The following is a 22,123-nucleotide window of genomic DNA, read 5'->3' on the forward strand; positions in this document are numbered from 1 at the left end:
TGTTCTAACCCAAGCAGCCGATCGGCTGACGGGACCAAGACTGACCGGGAAGCGCCATGGTGGTGTGACCGGATTAAGTTGGGAAAGATAAACCATGATCCAGACCGAAACTCGGCTTGAAGTGGCCGACAACACGGGTGCACGTGAAGTCATGTGCATCAAGGTGCTCGGCGGCTCGAAGCGTCGTTATGCCAGCATTGGCGACATCATCAAGGTGACTGTCAAAGAGGCAACGCCGCGCGGGCGCGTGAAGAAAGGCGAAATCTACAACGCCGTGGTGGTTCGCACCGCCAAGGGCGTGCGTCGTCAGGACGGCTCGCTGATTAAGTTCGACGGCAACGCGGCTGTGTTGCTCAACACCAAGCTCGAACCGATCGGTACCCGTATTTTTGGGCCTGTCACGCGCGAGTTGCGTAGCGAACGATTCATGAAGATCGTTTCGCTGGCGCCTGAAGTGCTGTAAGGAGTCGCGATGAACAAGATTCGCAAGAGTGACGAAGTTATCGTCATCACCGGCAAAGATAAGGGCAAGCGTGGCGTGGTGCTGGCCGTTCACGGCGAGACCGTCACTGTCGAGGGCATCAACCTCGTCAAGAAGCACGTCAAGCCGAACCCGATGAAGGGTACGACGGGCGGCGTGGAAGCCAAGACGATGCCGCTGCAAATTTCGAACGTCGCATTGGTGGACGCGAATGGCAAGCCATCGCGTGTAGGCATCAAGGTCGAAGGGGGCAAGAAGGTCCGTTTCCTGAAGACGACCGGTGCCGTACTGAGCGCCTGACGCTGCGGAGTAAAAAATGGCTCGTTTGCAAGAGTTTTACAAAGAGAAGGTTGTACCCGGCCTCATCGAGAAGTTCGGTTACAAGTCCGTGATGGAAGTGCCGCGCATCACCAAGATCACCCTGAACATGGGCCTTGGCGAAGCCGTCGCTGACAAGAAGATCATCGAAAACGCCGTTGGCGATCTGACGAAGATCGCGGGCCAGAAGCCGGTGATCACGAAGGCACGCAAGGCAATCGCTGGCTTCAAGATCCGTCAGGGCTATCCGATCGGTGCAATGGTCACGCTGCGTGGCCAGGCAATGTACGAATTCCTGGACCGTTTCGTGACGGTTGCGCTCCCCCGTGTGCGCGACTTCCGTGGCGTGTCGGGCAAGGCGTTCGATGGTCGCGGCAACTACAACGTCGGTGTGAAAGAGCAGATCATTTTCCCCGAAATCGACTACGACAAGATCGACGCACTGCGTGGGCTGAACATCAGCATCACGACGACTGCGAAGACTGACGACGAAGCAAAGGCTCTGCTCGCCAGCTTCAAGTTCCCGTTCAGAAACTGAGGTTACCGTGGCTAAACTGGCACTGATCGAACGTGAAAAGAAGCGTGCTCGCCTCGCCGCCAAGTACGCTCCCAAGCGTGCAGCATTGAAGGCAATCATTGGCGATACGAGCAAGTCGGAAGAAGAGCATTACGCAGCACGCCTGGAACTGCAGCAACTGCCGCGAAACTCTAACCCGACCCGTAAGCGCAACCGTTGCGCAATTACCGGTCGTCCGCGCGGCACGTTCCGTAAATTCGGGCTGGCGCGTAATAAGATTCGCGAAATCGCGTTCCGCGGCGAGATCCCTGGCCTGACCAAGGCGAGCTGGTAATAGGAGAAACATAAATGAGCATGAGTGATCCTATCGCCGATATGCTGACTCGCATCCGCAATGCGCAGATGGTCGAGAAGGTTTCGGTGACTATGCCCTCGTCGAAAGTCAAGGTTGCGATTGCGCAGGTCCTGAAGGACGAAGGTTATATCGACGATTTCGCAGTGAAGTCCGAAGGTGCGAAGTCGGAATTGAACATCGTGTTGAAGTATTACGCTGGCCGTCCGGTCATCGAGCGCATTGAACGCGTCTCGAAGCCTGGTCTGCGTGTGTACCGCGGCCGTAACGACATCCCCGTGGTCATGAATGGCCTGGGCGTGGCAATCGTGTCGACGCCGAAGGGCGTGATGACGGACCGCAAGGCACGTGCAACGGGCGTTGGCGGCGAAGTCATCTGCTATGTCGCTTAAGGCCGAAAGGAGAGAAACATGTCTCGAGTAGGTAAGAGCCCAATCGCGCTGCAAGGCGCGGAAGTGGCCCTGAGCGCCGACAGCATTACTGTCAAGGGTCCGCTGGGTACGATTTCGCAGGCTGCCAACAGCCTCGTGAAGGTAGTGAACGACAGCGGCACGCTGAAGTTCGAGCCGGTCGATGAAAGCCGCGAGGCGAATGCGATGTCGGGCACGATGCGCGCGCTGGTTGCGAACATGGTGCACGGCGTGACGAAGGGTTTCGAGCGCAAGCTGACGCTGGTTGGCGTCGGTTACCGCGCACAAGCGCAAGGCGACAAGCTGAACCTGTCGCTGGGTTTCTCGCACCCGGTGGTGCACCAGATGCCGGCTGGCGTCAAGGCAGAAACCCCGTCGCAAACCGAAATCGTGATCAAGGGGATCAACAAGCAACAAGTCGGTCAAGTCGCTGCAGAAGTGCGCGGCTACCGTCCGCCGGAGCCCTACAAGGGCAAGGGCGTGCGTTACGCCGATGAGGTTGTGATCCTCAAAGAAACGAAGAAGAAGTAAGGGTGCGCAATCATGGATAAGACTCAATCTCGCCTGCGCCGCGCTCGTCAGACGCGTATCAAGATCGCGGAGCTGCAGGTCGCGCGTCTCGCCGTGCATCGCACGAACACGCACATCTATGCGCAAGTGTTCTCGCCGTGCGGCACCAAGGTGCTCGCTAGCGCGTCGACGCTCGAAGCCGAAGTGCGTGCGCAACTGGCCGATCAATCGGGAAAGGGCGGCAACGTTGCTGCTGCCACCCTGATCGGCAAGCGCATTGCAGAAAAGGCTAAGGCTGCCGGCATCGAATCCGTCGCCTTCGACCGTTCGGGTTTCCGTTACCACGGCCGCGTGAAAGCGCTGGCTGACGCGGCGCGCGAAGCCGGACTCAAGTTCTAAGGGAAGAATTCGTCATGGCAAAGATGCAAGCTAAAGTTCAGGCTGACGAACGCGACGACGGCCTTCGTGAAAAAATGATCGCGGTTAACCGCGTGACCAAGGTCGTGAAGGGGGGCCGTATTCTCGGCTTCGCTGCACTGACCGTGGTTGGCGACGGTGATGGCCGCGTCGGTATGGGCAAGGGCAAGGCGAAGGAAGTGCCGGTCGCTGTCCAGAAGGCGATGGAACAGGCTCGCCGCAACATGTTCAAGGTGCCTTTGAAGAACGGTACCTTGCAACACGAAGTGCACGGTAAGCACGGCGCATCGACGGTCCTCCTCGCTCCGGCGAAGGACGGTACCGGCGTGATCGCGGGCGGCCCGATGCGCGCCGTGTTCGACGTGATGGGCGTGCAGAACGTTGTGGCCAAGAGCCACGGCTCGACGAACCCGTACAACCTCGTTCGTGCGACGCTCGATGGCCTGCGCAAGCAGTCCACGCCGGCCGACATCGCTGCGAAGCGTGGCAAGTCCGTCGAAGAAATTCTGGGCTAAAGGTGGACACCATGTCTGATAAAACTGTCAAGGTCCAGCTCGTCAAGAGCCTGATCGGCACCCGTGAATCGCACCGTGCAACGGTGCGTGGCCTGGGCCTGCGCCGACTCAACTCGGTTAGCGAGTTGCAGGATACGCCGGCTGTGCGCGGCATGATCAACAAGGTTTCGTACCTCGTTAAGGTCATCAGCTAAGCGGCTGACCAGGACTCAAGGAGTTGATAATGGAATTGAATAACCTGAAGCCGGCCGAAGGCGCGAAGCACGCAAAGCGCCGCGTTGGTCGCGGCATCGGCTCCGGCCTCGGCAAGACCGCTGGCCGTGGTCACAAGGGTCAGAAGTCGCGTTCGGGCGGCTTTCACAAGGTTGGCTTTGAGGGCGGTCAAATGCCGCTGCAACGTCGCCTGCCGAAGCGTGGCTTCACCTCGCTGACGAAGGAATTCGTCGGTGAAGTACGTCTCTCGGATCTGGAGAAGCTGCCGGTCGACGAAATCGATCTGCTGGCTCTCAAGCAAGCCGGCCTCGTCGGCGAGCTGATCCGTAGCGCCAAGATCATTGCAACGGGCGAGCTCAAGCGCAAGGTCGTTGTGAAGGGTCTGGGTGCGACGAAGAGCGCACGTGCTGCTATCGAGGCAGCCGGTGGCTCTTTTGCCGAGTAACGCGCAAGTTAATTGCCGTCACTAGCACTTGCATCGGAGAAGGTACTTGGCTAACAGCCCGAGTCTCGCAAAACCCGGTCGCAGCGCGGCGAAGTTTGGCGATCTGCGCCGGCGAGCAGTGTTCCTGCTGCTGGCGCTAGTCGTCTACCGTATCGGCGCGCATATTCCGGTGCCGGGTATCGACCCGGACCAACTGGCGAAACTGTTCCAAAGCCAGTCGGGCGGCATCCTTGGCATGTTTAACATGTTCTCGGGTGGCGCACTTTCGCGGTTCACGATTTTCGCGCTGGGGATCATGCCGTACATTTCGGCGTCGATCATCATGCAGTTGCTGGCGATTGTTTCGCCGCAGCTCGAAGCGCTGAAAAAGGAAGGGCAGGCAGGTCAGCGAAAGATTACGCAGTACACGCGGATCTTCACGGTTGTGCTGGCGACGTTCCAGGCGTTCGGTATTGCCGTCGCTCTGGAAAATCAGCCGGGCCTCGTGATCGATCCGGGGATGGTTTTCCGCTTGACGACGGTCGTGACGCTGGTGACCGGCACGATGTTCCTGATGTGGCTGGGTGAGCAGATCACGGAGCGCGGGCTTGGCAACGGTATCTCGATCATCATATTCGGCGGTATTGCGGCGGGTTTCCCGAACGCAATCGGTGGTCTCTTTGAACTGGTGCGAACCGGCTCGATGAGCATCATCTCGGCGATTATCGTCGTCGCGCTGATTGCTGCTGTGACCTATCTGGTGGTGTTCATCGAACGCGGCCAGCGCAAGATACTTGTGAATTATGCGAAGCGGCAGGTGGGCAACAAGATTTACGGCGGCCAGTCTTCGCATTTGCCGCTGAAGCTGAATATGTCGGGCGTGATTCCGCCGATCTTCGCATCGTCGATCATTCTCTTCCCGGCAACTATCCTGAACTGGTTCAGTTCGGGTTCGCGTACCAGCTGGTTCGCAGACACGTTGCACAACGTTGCCGAGGCCCTGAAGCCCGGTCAACCGGTGTACGTGTTGCTGTACGCGTTGGCGATCGTCTTCTTCTGCTTCTTCTACACTGCACTGGTGTTTAACAGCAGGGAAACGGCCGACAACCTGAAAAAGAGCGGCGCTTTCGTCCCAGGTATCCGCCCGGGCGATCAGACGGCGCGATATATCGACCGCATCCTCACGCGTTTGACGCTTGCCGGTGCGATCTACATCGTGTTCGTTTGCCTGCTGCCTGAATTTCTGGTGCTACGCTGGAACGTGCCGTTTTATTTTGGTGGAACGTCGCTGCTGATCATTGTCGTCGTCACAATGGATTTCATGGCGCAGGTGCAGTCGTACGTTATGTCGCAACAGTATGAATCGCTGCTGAAGAAAGCTAATTTCAAAGGCGGCGGCGTCCCGATGCGTTGAAAGGACTTATGGCCAAAGACGATGTTATCCAGATGCAGGGCGAAGTAATCGAGAACCTGCCTAATGCTACCTTCAGGGTGAAGCTGGAAAACGGCCATGTCGTGTTGGGACACATATCCGGCAAAATGCGGATGCACTACATCCGGATCTTGCCGGGCGACAAGGTGACGGTTGAATTGACGCCTTACGATCTGTCGCGTGCGCGGATCGTGTTCCGGGCGAAGTGATTTGAAAAAAGGGTAATATCATGAAAGTGATGGCATCGGTTAAGCGCATTTGCCGCAATTGCAAGATCATCAAGCGCAAAGGCGTTGTGCGCGTGATTTGCAGTTCTGATCCGCGCCACAAACAGCGTCAAGGCTGAACGCCGCGCTTTTGCTTGCGCTTTTTGTTTGAGGAAAAACAATGGCTCGTATCGCAGGGGTTAACATCCCGAATCACCAGCATACTGAAATCGGCCTGACGGCTATTTACGGTGTCGGTCGCACGCGCTCGCGCGACATTTGCGTCGCTGCTGGTGTGGCATTTTCGAAGAAGGTCAAAGACCTGACTGACGCAGACCTCGAAAAGCTGCGTGAAGAAGTCGGCAAGTTCATCGTTGAAGGCGATCTGCGCCGTGAAACGACGATGAACATCAAGCGCCTGATGGATCTCGGCTGCTATCGTGGCGTGCGGCATCGTAAGGGTCTGCCCCTGCGCGGCCAGCGTACGCGTACGAATGCCCGTACGCGCAAGGGTCCGCGTCGTGCAGCGCAATCGCTGAAGAAGTAAGCGGAACTGACAGTTACAGGAAAACGTAATGGCTAAGGCTTCGAACAACTCCGCGGCGCAACGCGTTCGCAAGAAGGTCAAGAAGAACGTCGCCGAGGGCGTGGTTCACGTTCACGCGTCGTTCAACAACACCATCATCACGATCACCGACCGTCAAGGCAACGCGCTTGCCTGGGCAACGTCGGGCGGTCAGGGCTTCAAGGGTTCGCGTAAGTCGACTCCGTTTGCAGCTCAGGTCGCAGCTGAATCAGCTGGCCGCGTGGCGATGGAATACGGCGTGAAGAACCTCGAAGTGCGGATCAAGGGCCCCGGTCCTGGCCGGGAATCGGCGGTGCGCGCGCTGCATGGTCTTGGCATCAAGATCACCGCGATCTCCGACGTGACGCCGGTCCCGCACAACGGCTGCCGTCCGCCGAAGCGTCGTCGTATCTAAGACGCTGGTATTTCGAGCGCCTGTTGCCGCCTTGCGCGGTGGCGGGCTGCGCGCGTTATTGAATTGACTAAGCCCACCGTTCGACTCAAAGGGTTCGGACTAGCGCGAGTGGAAGCATTCGCGTGACAAATCACAGAAGGAATCAACGTGGCACGTTATATCGGCCCCAAGGCCAAGCTGTCTCGCCGTGAAGGCACTGACCTCTTCCTGAAGAGCGCGCGCCGTTCGCTCGCTGACAAGTGCAAGCTTGACAGCAAGCCCGGCCAGCACGGCCGTACCTCGGGCGCACGTACGTCCGACTATGGCACTCAGCTGCGCGAGAAGCAAAAAGTAAAGCGTATCTACGGTGTCCTCGAGCGCCAGTTCCGTCGCTACTTCGCTGAAGCAGACCGCCTGAAGGGCAACACGGGTGAGAACCTGCTGCAACTGCTCGAATCGCGTCTGGACAACGTCGTGTATCGCATGGGCTTTGGCTCGACGCGTGCTGAAGCACGTCAGCTCGTTGGCCACAAGGCAATCACGGTGAACGGCGTCGTGACGAACATCCCGTCGATGCAAGTGAAGGCGGGGGACGTCGTCGCCGTGCGCGAACAGAAGCGCAAGCAGGCTCGCATCATTGAGGCGCTGTCGCTCGCTGAGCAAGGCGGCATGCCGAGCTGGGTCGCGGTCGACGCGAAGAAGTTCGAAGGTACCTTCAAGCAGAAGCCGGAACGCAGCGACATCGCTGGCGACATCAACGAAAGCCTGATCGTCGAATTGTATTCGCGGTAATCGGATTGACGGCCGGGGCGCCCTGATTGCGTTGCGCAAGGGGGCGTCTCGGCTGTTTATTTTCAGGTTGTTACCGGTCAGCCTTATCGGTGTAACGAGCCGAGGGTATTGAAAAGGAAAACCTATGCAAACCAGTTTGTTGAAGCCCAAGATTATTGCAGTTGAATCGCTTGGCGAAAGCCACGCGAAAGTGGTCATGGAGCCGTTTGAACGCGGTTATGGCCACACCTTGGGCAACGCGCTTCGGCGCGTGCTGTTGTCGTCGATGGTGGGCTATGCCCCGACCGAGGTGACGATTGCAGGCGTCGTGCACGAGTATTCGACGCTCGACGGTGTGCAAGAGGATGTGGTCAACCTGTTGTTGAACCTGAAGGGCGTCGTCTTCAAGCTGCATAATCGTGACGAAGTGACGGTTACGCTGCGGAAGGAAGGCGAAGGCGTGGTCACGGCCGGCGATATCGAACTCGCACACGATTGCGAAGTCATCAATCCCGATCACGTGATTGCGCATCTGTCGAAGGGCGGCAAGCTCGACGTGCAGATCAAGGTCGAAAAGGGCCGCGGCTATGTGCCGGGCAATGTGCGTCGTTACGGTGAAGAGTCGGCCAAGATCATCGGCCGGATCGTGCTGGACGCCTCGTTTTCGCCGGTTCGTCGCGTGAGCTACGCGGTCGAAAGCGCTCGCGTCGAGCAGCGCACCGACCTCGACAAGCTCGTGATGAACATCGAGACCAACGGTGTGATTTCGCCGGAAGAAGCGATCCGACAATCGGCGCGCATTCTGGTCGATCAGTTGTCGGTGTTCGCGGCGCTGGAAGGTACCGAAGCAGCGGCGGAAGCGCCGTCGCGCGCACCGCAGATCGATCCGATCCTGTTGCGTCCGGTCGATGATCTCGAACTGACGGTTCGTTCCGCGAACTGCCTGAAGGCCGAGAACATCTACTACATCGGCGACCTGATCCAGCGTACCGAGAACGAACTGCTCAAGACTCCGAATCTGGGTCGCAAGTCGCTGAACGAGATCAAGGAAGTTCTGGCATCGCGTGGGCTGACGCTCGGCATGAAGCTCGAAAACTGGCCGCCGGCTGGTCTCGACAAGTAAGCGGACAACTCGGTCGGGTGTGACCGCGAATTGCACCGCTGTACTGTACTGTACTGGCAAAGGCGCGGATTTTCCTTTAAAATCCGCGTCTTGTCTTTTGTCACTACCGGCCCGTGCGCTCACTGTTTGTAGTCGATGCTGCAGAACGAGTGCGATAGAAGAGCTGGACCAAAACTTTGAACTGAAGGAATTAACATGCGTCACCGTCATGGTCTGCGGAAACTGAACCGCACGAGCAGCCACCGTTTGGCAATGCTCCGTAACATGTCCAACTCGCTGATCGAGCACGAAGTCATCAAGACCACGCTGCCGAAGGCCAAGGAACTTCGTAAAGTCGTCGAGCCGCTGATCACGCTCGGCAAGAAGCCGTCGCTCGCAAACCGTCGTCTGGCGTTCAACCGCCTGCGCGATCGTGACTCGGTCACGAAGCTGTTCGACGTGCTCGGCCCGCGCTACGCAAACCGTCCGGGCGGCTACCTGCGCGTGCTGAAGTTCGGCTTCCGCGTTGGTGACAATGCGCCGATGGCACTGGTCGAACTGCTCGACCGTCCGGAAGTTGAAGAAACGGAAGTGCAAGAAGCTGAGTAAGCTTTCTGCTTCGACAAAAAGCCAGGCGCATCGCCTGGCTTTTTTGTTTTCTGCGGCGGATTTTTCATTGATAGCGAAAGCCGCTTCGCAGTGACCAAATGTCGCGGCCGCACCGCGTGGCGCCCTGCAGGGCGACAGGGCCAGGTGATACGATATCGGGATCGAAATCCTGCGCCGCCGGAGCTTGGTGTGAATGTGACCTTGGTGCTGACAACGGTGCCGGATGCGGCCGGCGCTCAAAAGCTCGCAGCCGACGCGCTCGCCGCTCGCCTTTGCGCGTGCGTCACCCAGCTAGGCAGCGTGCAGTCGAGCTATCACTGGCAGGGCGCGATCGAAACCGCGCAGGAAATCCAGCTGCTGTTCAAGACCAGCGCCGCTCGCGCGCTCGAACTGGAGCAATACATTCAGGCTCACCATCCCTACGGCACGCCGGAAATCCTCTCATGGCAAGCGATGGCCTCCGCCGCCTACGGCCAGTGGATCACTGCTGAAACCCAACGCCCTGTTCATGTTTAACGGTCTCGACCGGCGCGCGCGCGCTGCGCTGCGCACCGCATTCTTTCTGCTCGGCTGCGTGTTCCTCGCGCAAGTCGCCACGCTCGCGCGCGCCGCGGACGACTTCCTCGACCCGTCCGTCGCGTTCCGGTTCAGCGCGACCGAGGCCCCCGGCCAAGTCGTCGTCACCTACAAGATTGCGGACGGCTACTACATGTACCGCGAGCGCTTCGCGTTCGCGACCCGCAACGGCACGGCGACGCTTGGCGAGCCTGAACTGCCAGGCGGTCATGTGAAGTTCGATCAGACATTCAACAAGAATGTCGAGACGTATCGCAACGAGCTGACGATTCGTATTCCGGTCAAGCAGGCTGCCGGACCGTTCGATCTTGCGGTGACGTCGCAAGGCTGTGCCGACGCGGGCATCTGCTACCCCCCGATGGAGCGCGTGTACCACGTGAGCAGCGAGGCGCTGCAGCTGGCTGGCAGCGGGGCGGCGACCCCAACCGCGCAACAATCCGCCGCCACTGACGACGAACCTTGGTACGAACGCGCCACCAGCGCCGATTACGCGCAGTCGCTGCTGCAGCGTGGCGGTTTTTTTGCGATCGTCGGGCTTTATTTCGTTGCCGGCGCCATTCTGAGCTTGCTGCCGTGCTCGTATCCGATGATTCCGATTCTGTCGGCGATCATCGTCGGTGAGGGAGCGCGCGTCACGCGCAGGCGTGGCTTCGCGCTGTCGCTCGCGTATGTAGTCGGGATGGCGCTCGTGTACACGGTGCTGGGTGTCGTGGCGGCACTCGTCGGGCAGAGTCTCGGCGCATGGCTGCAGAACCCGTGGGTGCTCGGCGCGTTCGGCGGCCTTCTGACGATTTTCGCGCTGCTGCTGATCGCCGGTGTGGATCTCGAACTGCCGCCGCGCTGGCGCGATCGCATGTCGAGCGCGTCAGCGGGACGCTCGGGTGGCAAATTTACCGCGGTCGCCGTAATGGGCGCGCTGTCGGCGCTGGTGGTCGGCGCCTGCATGACCGCGCCGCTTTTTGCGGTGCTCGCGTTCATCGCGCATACCGGCAACGCCGTGCTCGGTGGCGCGGCACTGTTCTCGATGGGCATCGGGCTCGGGCTGCCGCTGCTGATCATTGGCCTCGGCGCGGGTACACTGCTGCCACGCGCGGGCAAGTGGATGGACAGCGTAAAAGTGTTCTTTGGCGTCGTTCTGCTGGCCGCGGCGCTGTGGATTGTTTGGCCGGTGCTCGGCGGGGCGGCGTCGATGCTGTTGAGCGCCCTCTGGCTGCTGATCGCCGCGGTTGCGCTCGGCCTGTTTTCCAAGTCGGTTGCGGGCGCCTCGATATGGCACCGGCTTGGGCGGGCGGTCGGCGTCGTGATGGCGGTTTGGGCAGCCGCGCTTCTAGTTGGCCTCGCGGCGGGATCGTTGGATCCGCTGCGACCGCTGGCGGTGCTCGCGGCTCGCGTCGGCAATCAGGCGAGCATCGCGAAGGATGGCTCCAGCGCGGCCGCGCCGGCGCCGCAAAGCGATTTGACGTTCGCGCCGGTACGTTCATCGGATCAGCTCGACCAGGCCGTCAAAACGGCGGCGCAGCCAGCCATGCTCGATTTTTACGCGGACTGGTGCGTGAGCTGCAAGGAGATGGAGAAATTCACCTTCAGCGACCCGCGCGTTCAGGCGAAGCTGAAGCAGATGAATCTGCTGCGCGCCGACGTCACTGCGAACAATACCGACGACCAGGCGCTGCTCAAGCGCTTCAATCTGTTCGGGCCGCCGGGGATTATTTTTTTCGATCAGGGTGGCAAGGAAGTGTTGCGGGTGGTCGGCTACGAATCGGCGGATAAATTCCTGCGCACACTGGATCGGGCGAGTGCATCGGGGGTGTAATCGAAGGCCGCGGGGCGTTGCAAGACCGCCGCTTCGCAAACGGCAGCACAAAAAAACGGAGGCGAAACCCTAAGGTTCGCCTCCGTTTTTTTCTCGACGGCCGCGCGCTAAACCGCGCCTGGCTTACTTCTGCGAACGCAGGATCTTCGCGGCATCCAGCGCGAAATACGTCAGCACGCCGTCCGCGCCTGCACGCTTGAACGCGAGCAGCGATTCCATCATCACCTTGTCGTGATCGAGCCAGCCATTCTGCGCGGCGGCCTTCAGCATGGCGTATTCGCCGCTTACCTGGTACACGTAGGTGGGGAACTGGAACTCGTCCTTCACGCGACGCACGATGTCCAGATACGGCATGCCCGGCTTGACCATCACCATGTCCGCGCCTTCGTTGATGTCGGCCTGCACTTCGCGCAGCGCCTCGTTGGAATTTGCCGGGTCCATCTGGTAGGTCATCTTGTTGCTCTTGCCGAGGTTCGTCGCGGAACCGACGGCATCGCGGAACGGGCCGTAGAACGCCGAAGCGTACTTCGCCGCGTACGCCATGATGCGCGTGTGGATGTGGTCCTCGCTCTCGAGCATTTCGCGGATCGCACCAATGCGTCCATCCATCATGTCCGACGGCGCGACGATGTCGACGCCGGCTTCCGCCTGCGCACGAGCCTGCTCGACGAGGATCTCGACGGTTTCGTCGTTGATCACGTAGCCGGCTTCGTCGAGCACGCCGTCCTGACCATGGCTCGTATACGGATCGAGCGCCACGTCGGTGAGCACGCCGAGCTCCGGAAAATTCTTCTTCAACTCACGCACCGCGCGCGGGATCAGGCCCGCCGGGTTGGCCGCTTCACGGCCTTCGGGTGTTTTCAGCGAGGGCTCGATCGCGGGAAACAGAGACAACACCGGCACGCCCAGTTCGACGCACTGCCCGGCGACGCCCATCAGCAGATCGACCGACACACGCTCGACGCCCGGCATCGACGGCACGGCTTGCCGCACGTTGGTTCCCTCGACGATGAACACGGGGTAAATCAGATCGTTGGTCGTGAGGATGTTTTCGCGCATCATGCGACGCGAGAAGTCGTCACGGCGCATGCGGCGCGGACGGTAGCGAGGGTAGAAGCTCATATCGAATCGAAGATCGTGGATAGGTGGAGTGGACAAATAGCACCTGGCTCCACTCCCGGAAACTTTTCGAGACAATGGTATATCATACCGATCGAGCAAGGCGCCTAGCGCTGACCTCCCCGCTTCTCCTCCCTGAGCGGGTGCCTGTCGTTTTTCGATTAGGCTGTTTGACCCGCCGTTCAAGCGGCGGGTTTTTTTATGCGCGGCCGCAAACGCGCTCTGACGCCGGTTTTACAGGCATATCACGCGTGCCGCGGGATTCCTGCATTGATATGCGTTCAGCCCGCGGCCGGCGTTTCGCCTGTTTCGCCCGCTGCCTCCGGGATCAGCCAGCTCTCGATCAGCTCATGCGCTTCATCGAGCCCCGTTCGCTTGAGCGCCGAAAACAGTTGCGCGGTGAGTTCGCCGCGATAGCCCGCAGCCCGATATTCGGCCAGTCCCTTCTGCGCGGTGCGCAACGCGTTCGTGCTTTCCTGGCGCGTCAATTTGTCGCATTTGGTGAGCAGCGTGTGGATCGGCTTGCCGGTCGGCGCGAACCACTCGATCATGCGCCGATCGAGATCCGTCAGAGGGCGGCGCGAATCCATCATGAGGATCATGCCGCGCAGTTGCGAGCGCGATTGCAGATACGTGGACAGCAGCGCTTCCCAGTGCGCCTTCGCCGCAGCCGGCACTTCCGCATAACCGTAACCCGGCAGGTCGACCAGATAGGCGGTCGGCTCATCCGCCTTGCCAACCGAAAAATAATTGATGTGCTGCGTGCGGCCAGGCGTCTTACTTGCGAATGCAAGTCGCTTCTGATTGCAGAGCACGTTGATCGCGGTCGATTTGCCCGCGTTCGAGCGTCCCGCGAAAGCGATCTCGGGCTGCGCGGTGGCCGGCAGGTCGCGCAGATGATTGACGGTGGTATAGAAGCGGGATTCGTGGAGCAGGAAGGGCATGGTGGAAGCCAGATTGGAGAAGCTGCGGAGCCCGCAGCGGGAACGGGGTCAAGCCCGACTGGCGTCTAAGCGATTAGCGAGTTATTGTACAATACGATGGTTTACTGAAAACCTTAGGAGGCCGCCCCACGTGCCTTGGCGGCTCCTGGCGGTCACTCGGTCGCCGTCGTCGTACTTTGCAGAACATCTAAAATCCCACAAGACGAGACAGGGTGTGCGAATGAATCGACTGTGCAAGACTCTGATGGTGCTTCATGTAACGGCAGGTCTTTCAGGTTTGGCAATTCAGGCACGAGCAGCAGATCCGGCAAAGCCGGACATCAATCGGGGGCAGGCAATCGCGGTACAGGTATGCGCGTCATGTCACGGCGCAGACGGCAACAGTGCCGGCGGCGCATACCCGAAACTGGCGGGCCAGCATCCTGAGTACCTCGTCAAGCAGCTCAGAGATTTCAAGGTGCAGCCGGGCGCCAAACAGGCCGCGCGCAACAATGCGATCATGGCGGGCATGGCCGCCGCGCTTTCCGATCAGGACATGATCAACGTCGCGGCTTACTTCTCGACGCAGGCGCCCAAGCCAGGCTATGCGCACAACAAGAAGACCGTCGCGGTGGGGCAGCAGATCTATCGCGGTGGGATTGCCGACCGCGGGGTGCCGGCCTGCGCGGCCTGTCACGGGCCCACGGGGCAGGGCATTCCGATCCAGTATCCACGCCTGTCGGGGCAGTGGGCCGAGTACTCGGTGACGCAATTGACCGCGTTCACGCAAGGTCCGGGCGCTCGTAATAACAACGACGCGATGCATGCGATAGCATCGCGTCTGTCGGACAACGAAATCAAAGCGGTTGCCGACTACATCGCGGGCCTGCATTAAGCGCTTCGTCCGCGCAAATCCAACCGGCCCGGCGAGGCCGGTGAAAAACAAGAAAAGGGTGAGGGTGTCGTCGCTACGACAGCCCGTCACCCTTTTTTGCTGTTCAGTCGGAGTTTGAATGAGCGTCACCACGTCGGGTCTGCAGTCGAAGTCGGGCAATCGCGTCATGCGCAGCGCCATCGAGCTCCTGAGCTCGATGCGTTTCGCCATTGCGCTGCTTGTCATTCTGTCGATCGCCAGCATCATCGGTACCGTCCTCACGCAGGACGATCCGTATCCCAACTACGTCAACCAGTTCGGTCCGTTCTGGGCGGACATCTTCCGCGCGCTGAGCCTCTACACGGTGTACAGCTCGTGGTGGTTCATGCTGATTCTCGGCTTCCTGATGGTGTCTGTGTCGCTCTGCGTGATCCGAAATGCGCCGAAGATGGTCGCCGACGTGAAGAGCTGGAAGGACAAGGTTCGAGAAGGCAGCCTGCGCGCGTTCCATCACAAGGGTGAGTTCGTGGTGCACGGCACGCGCGCGCAGTCGGCAGCGGTGCTCGCAAGGTTGTCGGCGAAGCTCGGCTACAAGTTCGTCACGCGCGAGTCGGACGGCGCGACGTTGATCGCCGCGAAGCGTGGCGCGCTGACGAAGTTCGGCTACATCTTCGCGCACCTCGCAATCGTCGTGATCTGCCTGGGCGGCCTGCTCGACAGCAATCTGCCGATCAAGCTGCAAATGTGGCTGCTCGACAAGTCGCCGATCAACTCGAACACGGTGATCAACGAGATTTCGCCCGAGCATCGGCTGTCGCAATCGAACCCGACGTTCCGCGGCTACGCGTGGGTACCCGAAGGGCAGCACGTGTCGACCGCGATCCTGAATCAGCCCAATGGTTCGCTGATCCAGGACCTGCCGTTTTCGATCGAGCTCAACAAGTTCATCGTCGATTACTACTCGACCGGCATGCCGAAGCTGTTCGCGAGCGACATCGTCGTGATCGATCACAAGACCGGCGCGCGCGTGCCGGCGCGCGTCGAGGTCAACAAGCCGTTCGAATACGACGGCGTGTCGATTTATCAATCGAGCTTCCAGGACGGCGGCTCGCAGATGCAGATGACTGCCTTCCCGATGTCCGGCCCGAGTGCTAAGCCCGCGCCGTTTGGCGGCACGATCGGCGGCAGCGCGCCGTTGAGCTCGGCCACGCCGCTGGCCGATGGCCAGAGCGTCGAATTCACCGACTTCCGCGCGATCAACGTCGAAAACATCTCGAACGGCAACGGGCAGAACGATGCGCGCGGGGTTGTCGCGCAGCACTCGCTGAAGGAAGCGTTCGACGAGCGCCTCGGCTCCGGCGCGAAAACGTCGAAGCCGCTCGATCTGCACAACGTCGGCCCGTCGGTGCAGTACAAGATTCGCGGCAAGGATGGCCAGGCGCGCGAATACAACAACTACATGCTGCCCGTCGACGTGAACGGCGAGAAAATGTTCCTCGCCGGCATGCGCTTGAATCCCGACGACCCGTTCCGCTATCTGCGAATTCCCGCCGATAGCGGCGGAACGCTCAAGGAATGGATGAATCTGCGCGCCACGCTGGAAGACCCGAACCAACGGGCCATCGCCGCTCATCAATTCGCGCAGCGTTCGGTGCCGGTTTCAAATGCGGAGTTGCAGCAACATCTGGAGGAAAGCGCCTTGCGCGTCCTGACCCTTTTTGCGGGCGCCGACAGCAGCATGAAGATGCCGAGTGGCGAAACGCTCGGCGGCTTCCAGGCGGTCGCTGGGTTTATCGACCGCTCGGTACCGAAGGGCGAGCAGGAAAAGGCCGCGGGCCTGCTGCTTCGCATGCTCGAAGGCGTGACGTGGGACTTGTGGCAACTGTCGCGCCAGCGGCTCGGCGAGCCCGCCGCGCCGGCCGATGCGGACACGAGCCGCTTCATCCAGAGCTCGCTTAATGCGATTTCCGACAGCTTTCTGTATGGATCGCCGGTCTATTTGCAGCTTGACTCATTCAAGCAGGTGCAAGCTTCGGTATTTCAGTTGACGCGCGCGCCGGGCAAAAAAGTCGTGTATCTTGGCAGCCTGCTTCTCGTATTGGGCATCTTCTCGATGTTCTACGTTCGCGAACGGCGTCTGTGGTTCTGGCTCAAGGACACGGACCACGGCACGAGCGTCGTAATGGCGATGTCGAGCGCGCGTAAGACGCTAGACTTCGAGAAAGAGTTCGTCCAGACGCGGGCCGCCGTGAGCGCCGCACTGGGCGCGAAACTCATCGAAGCAGCCGATGCCAGCCCGGCCGGTCAGGCCGCCGCTGCGTCGGCAAGCTCACAGGATTCGACCCGGTAAGATCATGGACTTGACTCAGGTTTCCTCCTCATCTTCTTCTGCTTCACGCGCCGACAAGGCGTTTGCGAGCAGCACGCCCGAACTCCCGAACTTCGACGAACGGCCGTTCCTGAAACGCCTGGGTATCGTCGACTGGCTGTTCGCGCTCGCGCTCGTCGGGGGCGCCGGGTTCGCGCTGTCGCGCTATTACCCGTTCATGAACTACTACGACAAACTGGTGCTGATGTGCTCGGTGCCGGTTTTCGTCGTGCTCGGCTGGCGCTGGAAGCCGGTGCGTCCGCTGATGGTGGGAATCGCCGCGCTGTCGCTGCTCGCAATCCAGATCTACCACGGCGATCTGAGCCGCGCCGACAACGCTTTCTTCCTCAAGTATTTCCTGTCGAGCCAGTCCGCGATCCTGTGGATGAGCGCGCTCTTCGTATTCGCGACCGGGTTCTACTGGATCGCGCTGCTGTCGCGCTCGCCGACCGGCGCCGCGATCGGCTCGAAGATGACGTGGGCGGCGGTGCTGATGGGCTTCGTCGGCATGATGGTGCGCTGGTACGAGTCGTATCTGATCGGCGCGGACGTCGGCCATATTCCGATTTCGAACCTCTATGAAGTGTTCGTGCTGTTCAGCCTGATCACCGCGCTGTTCTATCTGTACTACGAGCAGCACTACAACACGCGCGCGCTCGGCGCGTTCGTGTTGCTCGTGATCAGCGCAGCCGTCGGCTTCCTGATGTGGTACTCGGTCGCGCGCGACGCGCAGCAGATCCAGCCGCTCGTGCCGGCGCTGCAAAGCTGGTGGATGAAGATTCACGTGCCGGCGAACTTCATCGGCTATGGCAGCTTCGCGCTGTCGGCGATGGTCGGCGTCGCATATCTGGCGAAGGAACGCGGCGTGCTCGCGGATCGTCTGCCGGCGCTCGACGTGCTCGACGACGTGATGTACAAGTCGATCGCGGTCGGCTTCGCGTTCTTCACGATCGCGACGATTCTCGGCGCGCTGTGGGCCGCCCAAGCCTGGGGCGGCTACTGGAGCTGGGACCCGAAGGAGACGTGGGCGCTGATCGTGTGGCTGAACTACGCGGCCTGGCTGCACATGCGTATGATGAAGGGCCTGCGCGGCGCGCTCGCCGCGTGGTGGGCGCTGACCGGGCTGCTGGTCACGAGCTTCGCGTTCCTCGGCGTGAACATGTTCCTGTCGGGCTTGCATAGCTACGGCAAGCTGTAAGATCCGCCGCGCTGAACCGACTAAGAACCGCCGCGTGCTTTCGCACCGGCGGTTTTTTTATGGCCGATGGAATATTCGTTGCTCCCCGGTGTTCGCCAGTCGAGCACCTGAGCAACTACCCATGGATGACAGACGCCCCCAAAGGGGCGATCATCAATAAGGCTCCGCAACGCGCGCGACGCGGCGGGCCGGCAAGGAGCAGCACGATGTGGATCAAGCGAAGCGACAGAATTCAACTGACCGGCGATGACATCGCGCGCAGCGAAATCGCGCCGCGGCACGTGTTCGAAAACCGGCGACGCATCCTGCAGGCGGCGGGCGCGATGGCGCTCGGCAGCCTGATCGGCGTGAGCGGCGAGGCGCTCGCGACCTACTCGTCGCCCGATCCGAAGGCGCAGAAGCTCGCGGCGAAAACCAACACCAGGTTCGTCGCGCTCGACAAGATCACGCCGTACAAGGACATCACAACCTACAACAATTTCTACGAGTTCGGCACCGATAAATCCGACCCCTCGCAGCGCGCGGGCACGTTGCGGCCGCATCCGTGGAAGGTGAGCGTCGAGGGCGAGATCAAGAATCCGAAGGTGTACGACATCGACGATCTGCTGAAGCTCGCGCCGCTCGAGGAGCGTGTGTACCGGCATCGCTGCGTCGAAGGTTGGTCGATCGTGGTGCCGTGGATCGGCGTCTCGCTGTCGGAGCTGATCAAACGCGTCGAACCGAGCGGCAATGCAAAGTATGTGCAGTTCATCACGCTCGCCGATCCGTCGCAGATGCCAGGGTTGTCGGCACCCATACTCGATTGGCCGTACTCCGAAGGCCTGCGGATGGACGAGGCGATGCATCCGCTGACGCTACTGACGATGGGCCTCTATGGCCAGGTACTGCCGAATCAGAACGGCGCGCCGGTGCGCGTCGTGGTGCCGTGGAAGTACGGCTTCAAGAGCGCGAAGTCGCTCGTGAAAATCCGCTTCGTCGAGAAGCAGCCGCCGACGAGCTGGAACACGTACGCGTCGAACGAATATGGGTTTTATTCGAACGTGAATCCGAATGTCGATCATCCGCGCTGGAGTCAAGCCACTGAACGGCGCATCGGCGAAGACGGCTTTTTCACGCCGAAACGCAAGACGCTGATGTTCAACGGTTACGGCGATCAGGTCGCGTCGCTCTATCAGGGCATGGACCTGAAGAAGAACTTCTAGGGCGAGCGCGATGGTTTCCGATACGCAAACTGTCACCCGCACCGATCCTGCGACGCGGCGGACGTCGTCGGCGTCGGCGGTGAAGCCGCGTTCCACCGGCGGCGCGCGCTGGGTCGTGCCCACCAAAGTCGCAGTCTTCATCGCGGCGCTCTATCCTCTCGCGCGCCTCGTGCTGTTCGGCCTGACCGACCGGCTCGGCGCGAATCCGATTGAATTCATCACGCGCTCGACCGGCCTGTGGACGCTCGTGTTCCTGTGCATCACGCTCGCGGTGACGCCGCTACGCCGTCTGACCGGCGTCGCCGCGTTCGTGCGTTTCCGCCGCATGCTCGGGCTCTACACGTTCTTCTACGCGACGCTGCATTTCACCACGTACCTGTGGTTCGACAAGTGGTTCGATGTTGCGGAGATTCTGAAGGACATCGGCAAGCGGCCGTTCATCACGGTGGGCTTCACCGCGTTCGTGCTGCTGATCGCGCTCGCGGTCACGTCGCCGCGCGCGATGGTGCGCAAGCTCGGACGTCGCTGGCAGACGCTGCATCGCGCGATCTATGCGATCGGCGTGCTCGCGATCCTGCATTTCTGGTGGATGAAGGCGGGCAAGCACGACCTGCTGCTGCCGAAGATCTACGGCGCGGTGATGATCGCGTTGCTGGGATGGCGGCTGGTGGTGTGGATACGTGAGCGGAGGATGGGAACGCGCCGACGATGATGGCGAGTTTATTGGCGTCACGCTGTTTCAAATAAAAATGGCGATGCCACCGTGGCATCGCCATTTTCGTTGCTGCGCTCGACCTTCGCGCTCTGTCGCAGGTACTGACGTTTACGCCGGCAGTATCGTTTCATCCGCAAACAGCTGCTTGACCTCTTCGCGCGCGCGAACTACATGCGCCTGTGTACCATCCACCATCACCTCGGCGGCGCGCGCACGGGTGTTGTAGTTCGAGCTCATCACGAAGCCGTACGCGCCGGCCGAGCGGATCGCGAGCAGATCGCCGGGTTCGACCGCGAGCAGCCGCTCGCGGCCGAGCCAGTCGCCGCTTTCGCAGACCGGGCCGACCACGTCGTACACATGCGCGGGGACGTCGCGCTTCACGACCGGCTCGATGGCATGATAGGCGTCGTACATCGCGGGGCGCGCGAGATCGGTCATCGCCGCGTCGACGATCGCGAAGTTCTTGTCCTCGCCCGGCTTCAGAAACTCGAGACGTGTGAGCAGCACGCCCGCATTGCCGACCAGCGAGCGGCCCGGCTCGAAATAGACTTCGCGGTGAGCGTGGCCGCGCGCTTCGATGCGATCGAGCACCGTGCGCACGAACTCACCGATTTCCGGCGGCGTTTCGTCGTCGTAGGTGATGCCCAGACCGCCGCCGACGTCGATATGGCGAATCGACACGCCGTCCTGCTCGATCTGCTCGACGAGTTCCAGCACCTTGTCGATCGCGTCGAGATAGGGCGCGACTTCGGTGATCTGCGAGCCAATATGGCAGTCGATGCCGATCACCTCGAGATTCGACATCGCCGCGGCCGCCCGGTAGGTGGCACGCGCATCTTCGAACGCGACGCCGAACTTGTTGGTCTTGAGTCCGGTGGAAATGTACGGATGCGTTTTCGCATCGACATCGGGATTCACGCGCAGCGACACCGGCGCTTTCTTGCCCATCTCGCCCGCCACCGCGTTGAGGCGGGCGAGTTCGGGAATCGATTCGACGTTGAAGCATTTGACGCCCGCCGCGAGCGCGTCGCGCATTTCGCTTGCCTGCTTGCCAACGCCCGAAAACACGGTGTTTTGCGCTTTGCCGCCGGCCGCGAGCACGCGCGCGAGCTCGCCGCCCGACACGATGTCGAAGCCCGCGCCGAGGCGCGCGAACACGTTCAGCACCGCGAGATTGCTGTTGGCCTTGACGGCCACGTGCACGCTCGCGCGACGCCCCGCGCAGGCGCCCGCATAGGCGTTCCAGGCAGCGGTGAGCGCGGCGCGCGAATAGACGTAGAGCGGCGTGCCGAACTGCTCGGCGAGAGAAACGGCGGACACGCCTTCGGCGTGCAATACGCCGTCGACGTAGTCAAATGCGGATCGAGTCATGCGAAAGTCTTATTGAACGGAAGGGACGGCAGAGGCGGGCAGCGGCACTGGGGGAGCCGATGCCGCCGAAGCGGGCGGCGCCGCGAGCTGGTCTTCGGGGGCGAGCGTGAGCGGCGTGCCCGAGGTGTCCGGGATCGAACCCGTGTCGGCCGCGCTGCCGCTAGCCGGTTGCGTTCGATCGGTCGATGGCGTTTGCGTGCGGTGAGCCGGCGGGGCAGGCATCGGCGGTACGGTCGGCAGATAGAGTGAGCCGCGTTGGCCGCAGCCGGTAAGCGCACAACCTGCGAGAATGACTAAAACCGCTACAATCGCGCGGCCGGGCGCTGCCGCGCGCATCCGAGTTACGACTCGCATGACTGTCCCTGAATGAATAATCGATGGAGTTTAGCATGTCCGATAGTGATTACCTGACCCGTGCGGAAGCCGTGCTGGCCGCCATCGAGAGCGCGCTCGACGACATCGACGCCGACATCGAGCTCGAGCGCAGCGGCAACGTTTTGACGCTCGAATTCGAGAACCGCACGAAGATCATCGTCAACCTTCAGCCGCCGATGAGCGAGATCTGGATCGCGGCGAAGGCCGGCGGTTTCCACTTCCGTTTCGTCGACGGTGAATGGCGCGACACGCGCAGCGGCGCGGAGTTTTTCGCGGCGCTGTCGCAGTATGCGACGCAGCAGGCTGGCGAGCCGGTGCGGATCGCCGCGCTATGAGCGCGGTGTAATGAGCGC

30 protein-coding genes are annotated in these 22,123 nt (G+C 61.0%); 26 read left to right on the forward strand and 4 right to left on the reverse strand.

Annotated elements, in window-relative coordinates; all coding sequences use genetic code 11:
* Positions 1–94: 94 nt before the first annotated feature.
* The 20 genes from rplN to dsbD all read left to right on the forward strand — a co-directional run bounded on the left by rplN (position 95) and on the right by dsbD (position 11,625).
* A complete protein-coding gene (rplN, locus tag OKW30_RS19890) occupies positions 95–463 on the forward strand; it encodes a 50S ribosomal protein L14 (RefSeq protein ID WP_006998478.1) in 369 nt (122 codons plus the stop codon).
* A 9-nt stretch (positions 464–472) separates the two neighbouring features.
* Positions 473–781: a 50S ribosomal protein L24 gene (gene rplX, locus OKW30_RS19895; RefSeq protein ID WP_184035555.1), complete on the forward strand. Its 309-nt coding sequence runs from the start codon at positions 473–475 to the stop codon at positions 779–781.
* A 16-nt stretch (positions 782–797) separates the two neighbouring features.
* A complete protein-coding gene (gene rplE, locus OKW30_RS19900; protein ID WP_090802163.1) occupies positions 798–1,337 on the forward strand; it encodes a 50S ribosomal protein L5 in 540 nt (179 codons plus the stop codon).
* A 7-nt stretch (positions 1,338–1,344) separates the two neighbouring features.
* A complete protein-coding gene (gene rpsN, locus OKW30_RS19905; protein WP_090802162.1) occupies positions 1,345–1,650 on the forward strand; it encodes a 30S ribosomal protein S14 in 306 nt (101 codons plus the stop codon).
* A gap of 14 nt (positions 1,651–1,664) precedes the next feature.
* The gene (rpsH, locus tag OKW30_RS19910) at positions 1,665–2,060 is read left to right on the forward strand and encodes a 30S ribosomal protein S8 (protein WP_006052216.1); all 396 of its coding nucleotides are present in this window, start codon (positions 1,665–1,667) and stop codon (positions 2,058–2,060) included.
* An 18-nt stretch (positions 2,061–2,078) separates the two neighbouring features.
* On the forward strand, positions 2,079–2,609 hold the full coding sequence (gene rplF / locus OKW30_RS19915) for a 50S ribosomal protein L6 (protein ID WP_018420154.1): 531 nt from the start codon (positions 2,079–2,081) through the stop codon (positions 2,607–2,609).
* A 12-nt stretch (positions 2,610–2,621) separates the two neighbouring features.
* A complete protein-coding gene (gene rplR, locus OKW30_RS19920) occupies positions 2,622–2,987 on the forward strand; it encodes a 50S ribosomal protein L18 (RefSeq protein WP_008923336.1) in 366 nt (121 codons plus the stop codon).
* 14 nt (positions 2,988–3,001) lie between these two features.
* Complete coding sequence (gene rpsE / locus OKW30_RS19925; RefSeq protein WP_075303262.1) at positions 3,002–3,520, forward strand: 30S ribosomal protein S5; 519 nt, start codon at positions 3,002–3,004, stop codon at positions 3,518–3,520.
* Positions 3,521–3,531: 11 nt separating this feature from the next.
* The gene (rpmD, locus tag OKW30_RS19930; protein WP_008923335.1) at positions 3,532–3,714 is read left to right on the forward strand and encodes a 50S ribosomal protein L30; all 183 of its coding nucleotides are present in this window, start codon (positions 3,532–3,534) and stop codon (positions 3,712–3,714) included.
* Positions 3,715–3,743: 29 nt separating this feature from the next.
* Positions 3,744–4,178: a 50S ribosomal protein L15 gene (gene rplO, locus OKW30_RS19935; protein ID WP_018420156.1), complete on the forward strand. Its 435-nt coding sequence runs from the start codon at positions 3,744–3,746 to the stop codon at positions 4,176–4,178.
* A gap of 46 nt (positions 4,179–4,224) precedes the next feature.
* Complete coding sequence (gene secY, locus OKW30_RS19940; protein ID WP_013090753.1) at positions 4,225–5,571, forward strand: preprotein translocase subunit SecY; 1,347 nt, start codon at positions 4,225–4,227, stop codon at positions 5,569–5,571.
* 8 nt (positions 5,572–5,579) lie between these two features.
* The gene (gene infA / locus OKW30_RS19945; protein WP_004521905.1) at positions 5,580–5,798 is read left to right on the forward strand and encodes a translation initiation factor IF-1; all 219 of its coding nucleotides are present in this window, start codon (positions 5,580–5,582) and stop codon (positions 5,796–5,798) included.
* Between the two features lie 20 nt (positions 5,799–5,818).
* The gene (gene rpmJ, locus OKW30_RS19950; RefSeq protein WP_004199844.1) at positions 5,819–5,935 is read left to right on the forward strand and encodes a 50S ribosomal protein L36; all 117 of its coding nucleotides are present in this window, start codon (positions 5,819–5,821) and stop codon (positions 5,933–5,935) included.
* Between the two features lie 41 nt (positions 5,936–5,976).
* On the forward strand, positions 5,977–6,342 hold the full coding sequence (gene rpsM, locus OKW30_RS19955) for a 30S ribosomal protein S13 (protein ID WP_013589830.1): 366 nt from the start codon (positions 5,977–5,979) through the stop codon (positions 6,340–6,342).
* Positions 6,343–6,370: 28 nt separating this feature from the next.
* The gene (gene rpsK, locus OKW30_RS19960; protein WP_006052224.1) at positions 6,371–6,775 is read left to right on the forward strand and encodes a 30S ribosomal protein S11; all 405 of its coding nucleotides are present in this window, start codon (positions 6,371–6,373) and stop codon (positions 6,773–6,775) included.
* Between the two features lie 147 nt (positions 6,776–6,922).
* Positions 6,923–7,546 (forward strand): 30S ribosomal protein S4, encoded by a 624-nt coding sequence (gene rpsD, locus OKW30_RS19965; RefSeq protein WP_013090752.1) that lies wholly within the window; start codon positions 6,923–6,925, stop codon positions 7,544–7,546.
* Positions 7,547–7,670: 124 nt separating this feature from the next.
* Positions 7,671–8,648, forward strand: coding sequence for a DNA-directed RNA polymerase subunit alpha (locus OKW30_RS19970; protein WP_007730697.1), 978 nt, complete (start codon positions 7,671–7,673; stop codon positions 8,646–8,648).
* 195 nt (positions 8,649–8,843) lie between these two features.
* On the forward strand, positions 8,844–9,236 hold the full coding sequence (rplQ, locus tag OKW30_RS19975; RefSeq protein ID WP_013090750.1) for a 50S ribosomal protein L17: 393 nt from the start codon (positions 8,844–8,846) through the stop codon (positions 9,234–9,236).
* A 189-nt stretch (positions 9,237–9,425) separates the two neighbouring features.
* The gene (cutA, locus tag OKW30_RS19980) at positions 9,426–9,752 is read left to right on the forward strand and encodes a divalent-cation tolerance protein CutA (RefSeq protein ID WP_184070687.1); all 327 of its coding nucleotides are present in this window, start codon (positions 9,426–9,428) and stop codon (positions 9,750–9,752) included.
* Positions 9,745–11,625, forward strand: coding sequence for a protein-disulfide reductase DsbD (gene dsbD, locus OKW30_RS19985; protein WP_429347420.1), 1,881 nt, complete (start codon positions 9,745–9,747; stop codon positions 11,623–11,625). Before cutA ends, dsbD begins: the two co-directional genes overlap by 8 nt.
* Positions 11,626–11,748: 123 nt before the next feature.
* On the opposite strand, the gene hemB is transcribed toward dsbD, so the two are convergent.
* Both hemB and yihA read right to left on the reverse strand, forming a co-directional pair.
* Positions 11,749–12,747, reverse strand: coding sequence for a porphobilinogen synthase (gene hemB, locus OKW30_RS19990; RefSeq protein WP_429347421.1), 999 nt, complete (start codon positions 12,745–12,747; stop codon positions 11,749–11,751).
* A 278-nt stretch (positions 12,748–13,025) separates the two neighbouring features.
* Entirely contained in the window at positions 13,026–13,688 is a 663-nt protein-coding gene (yihA, locus tag OKW30_RS19995; RefSeq protein ID WP_184070682.1) for a ribosome biogenesis GTP-binding protein YihA/YsxC, read from the reverse strand.
* A gap of 220 nt (positions 13,689–13,908) precedes the next feature.
* Here yihA and OKW30_RS20000 point away from each other — a divergent pair, with 220 nt between their 5' ends.
* From OKW30_RS20000 to msrQ, 5 genes are all read left to right on the forward strand, one after another.
* On the forward strand, positions 13,909–14,562 hold the full coding sequence (locus tag OKW30_RS20000; protein ID WP_429347422.1) for a c-type cytochrome: 654 nt from the start codon (positions 13,909–13,911) through the stop codon (positions 14,560–14,562).
* Between the two features lie 118 nt (positions 14,563–14,680).
* Positions 14,681–16,891 carry a cytochrome c biogenesis protein ResB gene (locus OKW30_RS20005; RefSeq protein ID WP_429347423.1) on the forward strand — a complete coding sequence of 737 codons (2,211 nt, stop codon included), beginning with the start codon at positions 14,681–14,683 and terminating at the stop codon, positions 16,889–16,891.
* A gap of 4 nt (positions 16,892–16,895) precedes the next feature.
* Positions 16,896–18,107, forward strand: coding sequence for a c-type cytochrome biogenesis protein CcsB (ccsB, locus tag OKW30_RS20010; RefSeq protein ID WP_090802147.1), 1,212 nt, complete (start codon positions 16,896–16,898; stop codon positions 18,105–18,107).
* 206 nt (positions 18,108–18,313) lie between these two features.
* Positions 18,314–19,309: a protein-methionine-sulfoxide reductase catalytic subunit MsrP gene (gene msrP / locus OKW30_RS20015; protein WP_184070675.1), complete on the forward strand. Its 996-nt coding sequence runs from the start codon at positions 18,314–18,316 to the stop codon at positions 19,307–19,309.
* 10 nt (positions 19,310–19,319) lie between these two features.
* Positions 19,320–20,021 carry a protein-methionine-sulfoxide reductase heme-binding subunit MsrQ gene (gene msrQ / locus OKW30_RS20020; protein WP_429347424.1) on the forward strand — a complete coding sequence of 234 codons (702 nt, stop codon included), beginning with the start codon at positions 19,320–19,322 and terminating at the stop codon, positions 20,019–20,021.
* Between the two features lie 111 nt (positions 20,022–20,132).
* Here the strand turns inward: msrQ and lysA are convergent, their stop codons facing one another.
* Together lysA and lptM are read right to left on the reverse strand one after the other, a co-directional pair.
* Positions 20,133–21,395 (reverse strand): diaminopimelate decarboxylase, encoded by a 1,263-nt coding sequence (gene lysA, locus OKW30_RS20025; protein ID WP_429347425.1) that lies wholly within the window; start codon positions 21,393–21,395, stop codon positions 20,133–20,135.
* 9 nt (positions 21,396–21,404) lie between these two features.
* Positions 21,405–21,749 carry an LPS translocon maturation chaperone LptM gene (lptM, locus tag OKW30_RS20030; protein WP_184070668.1) on the reverse strand — a complete coding sequence of 115 codons (345 nt, stop codon included), beginning with the start codon at positions 21,747–21,749 and terminating at the stop codon, positions 21,405–21,407.
* 35 nt (positions 21,750–21,784) lie between these two features.
* On the opposite strand from lptM, the gene cyaY reads away from it, so the two are divergent.
* Positions 21,785–22,105, forward strand: a complete 321-nt coding sequence (gene cyaY, locus OKW30_RS20035; protein ID WP_090802140.1) for an iron donor protein CyaY — start codon at positions 21,785–21,787, stop codon at positions 22,103–22,105.
* The last annotated feature ends 18 nt before the right edge of the window (positions 22,106–22,123 follow it).

Origin of the sequence: Paraburkholderia sp. Clong3, assembly GCF_050436485.1 — a bacterium.
Taxonomy (GTDB): domain Bacteria; phylum Pseudomonadota; class Gammaproteobacteria; order Burkholderiales; family Burkholderiaceae; genus Paraburkholderia; species Paraburkholderia tuberum.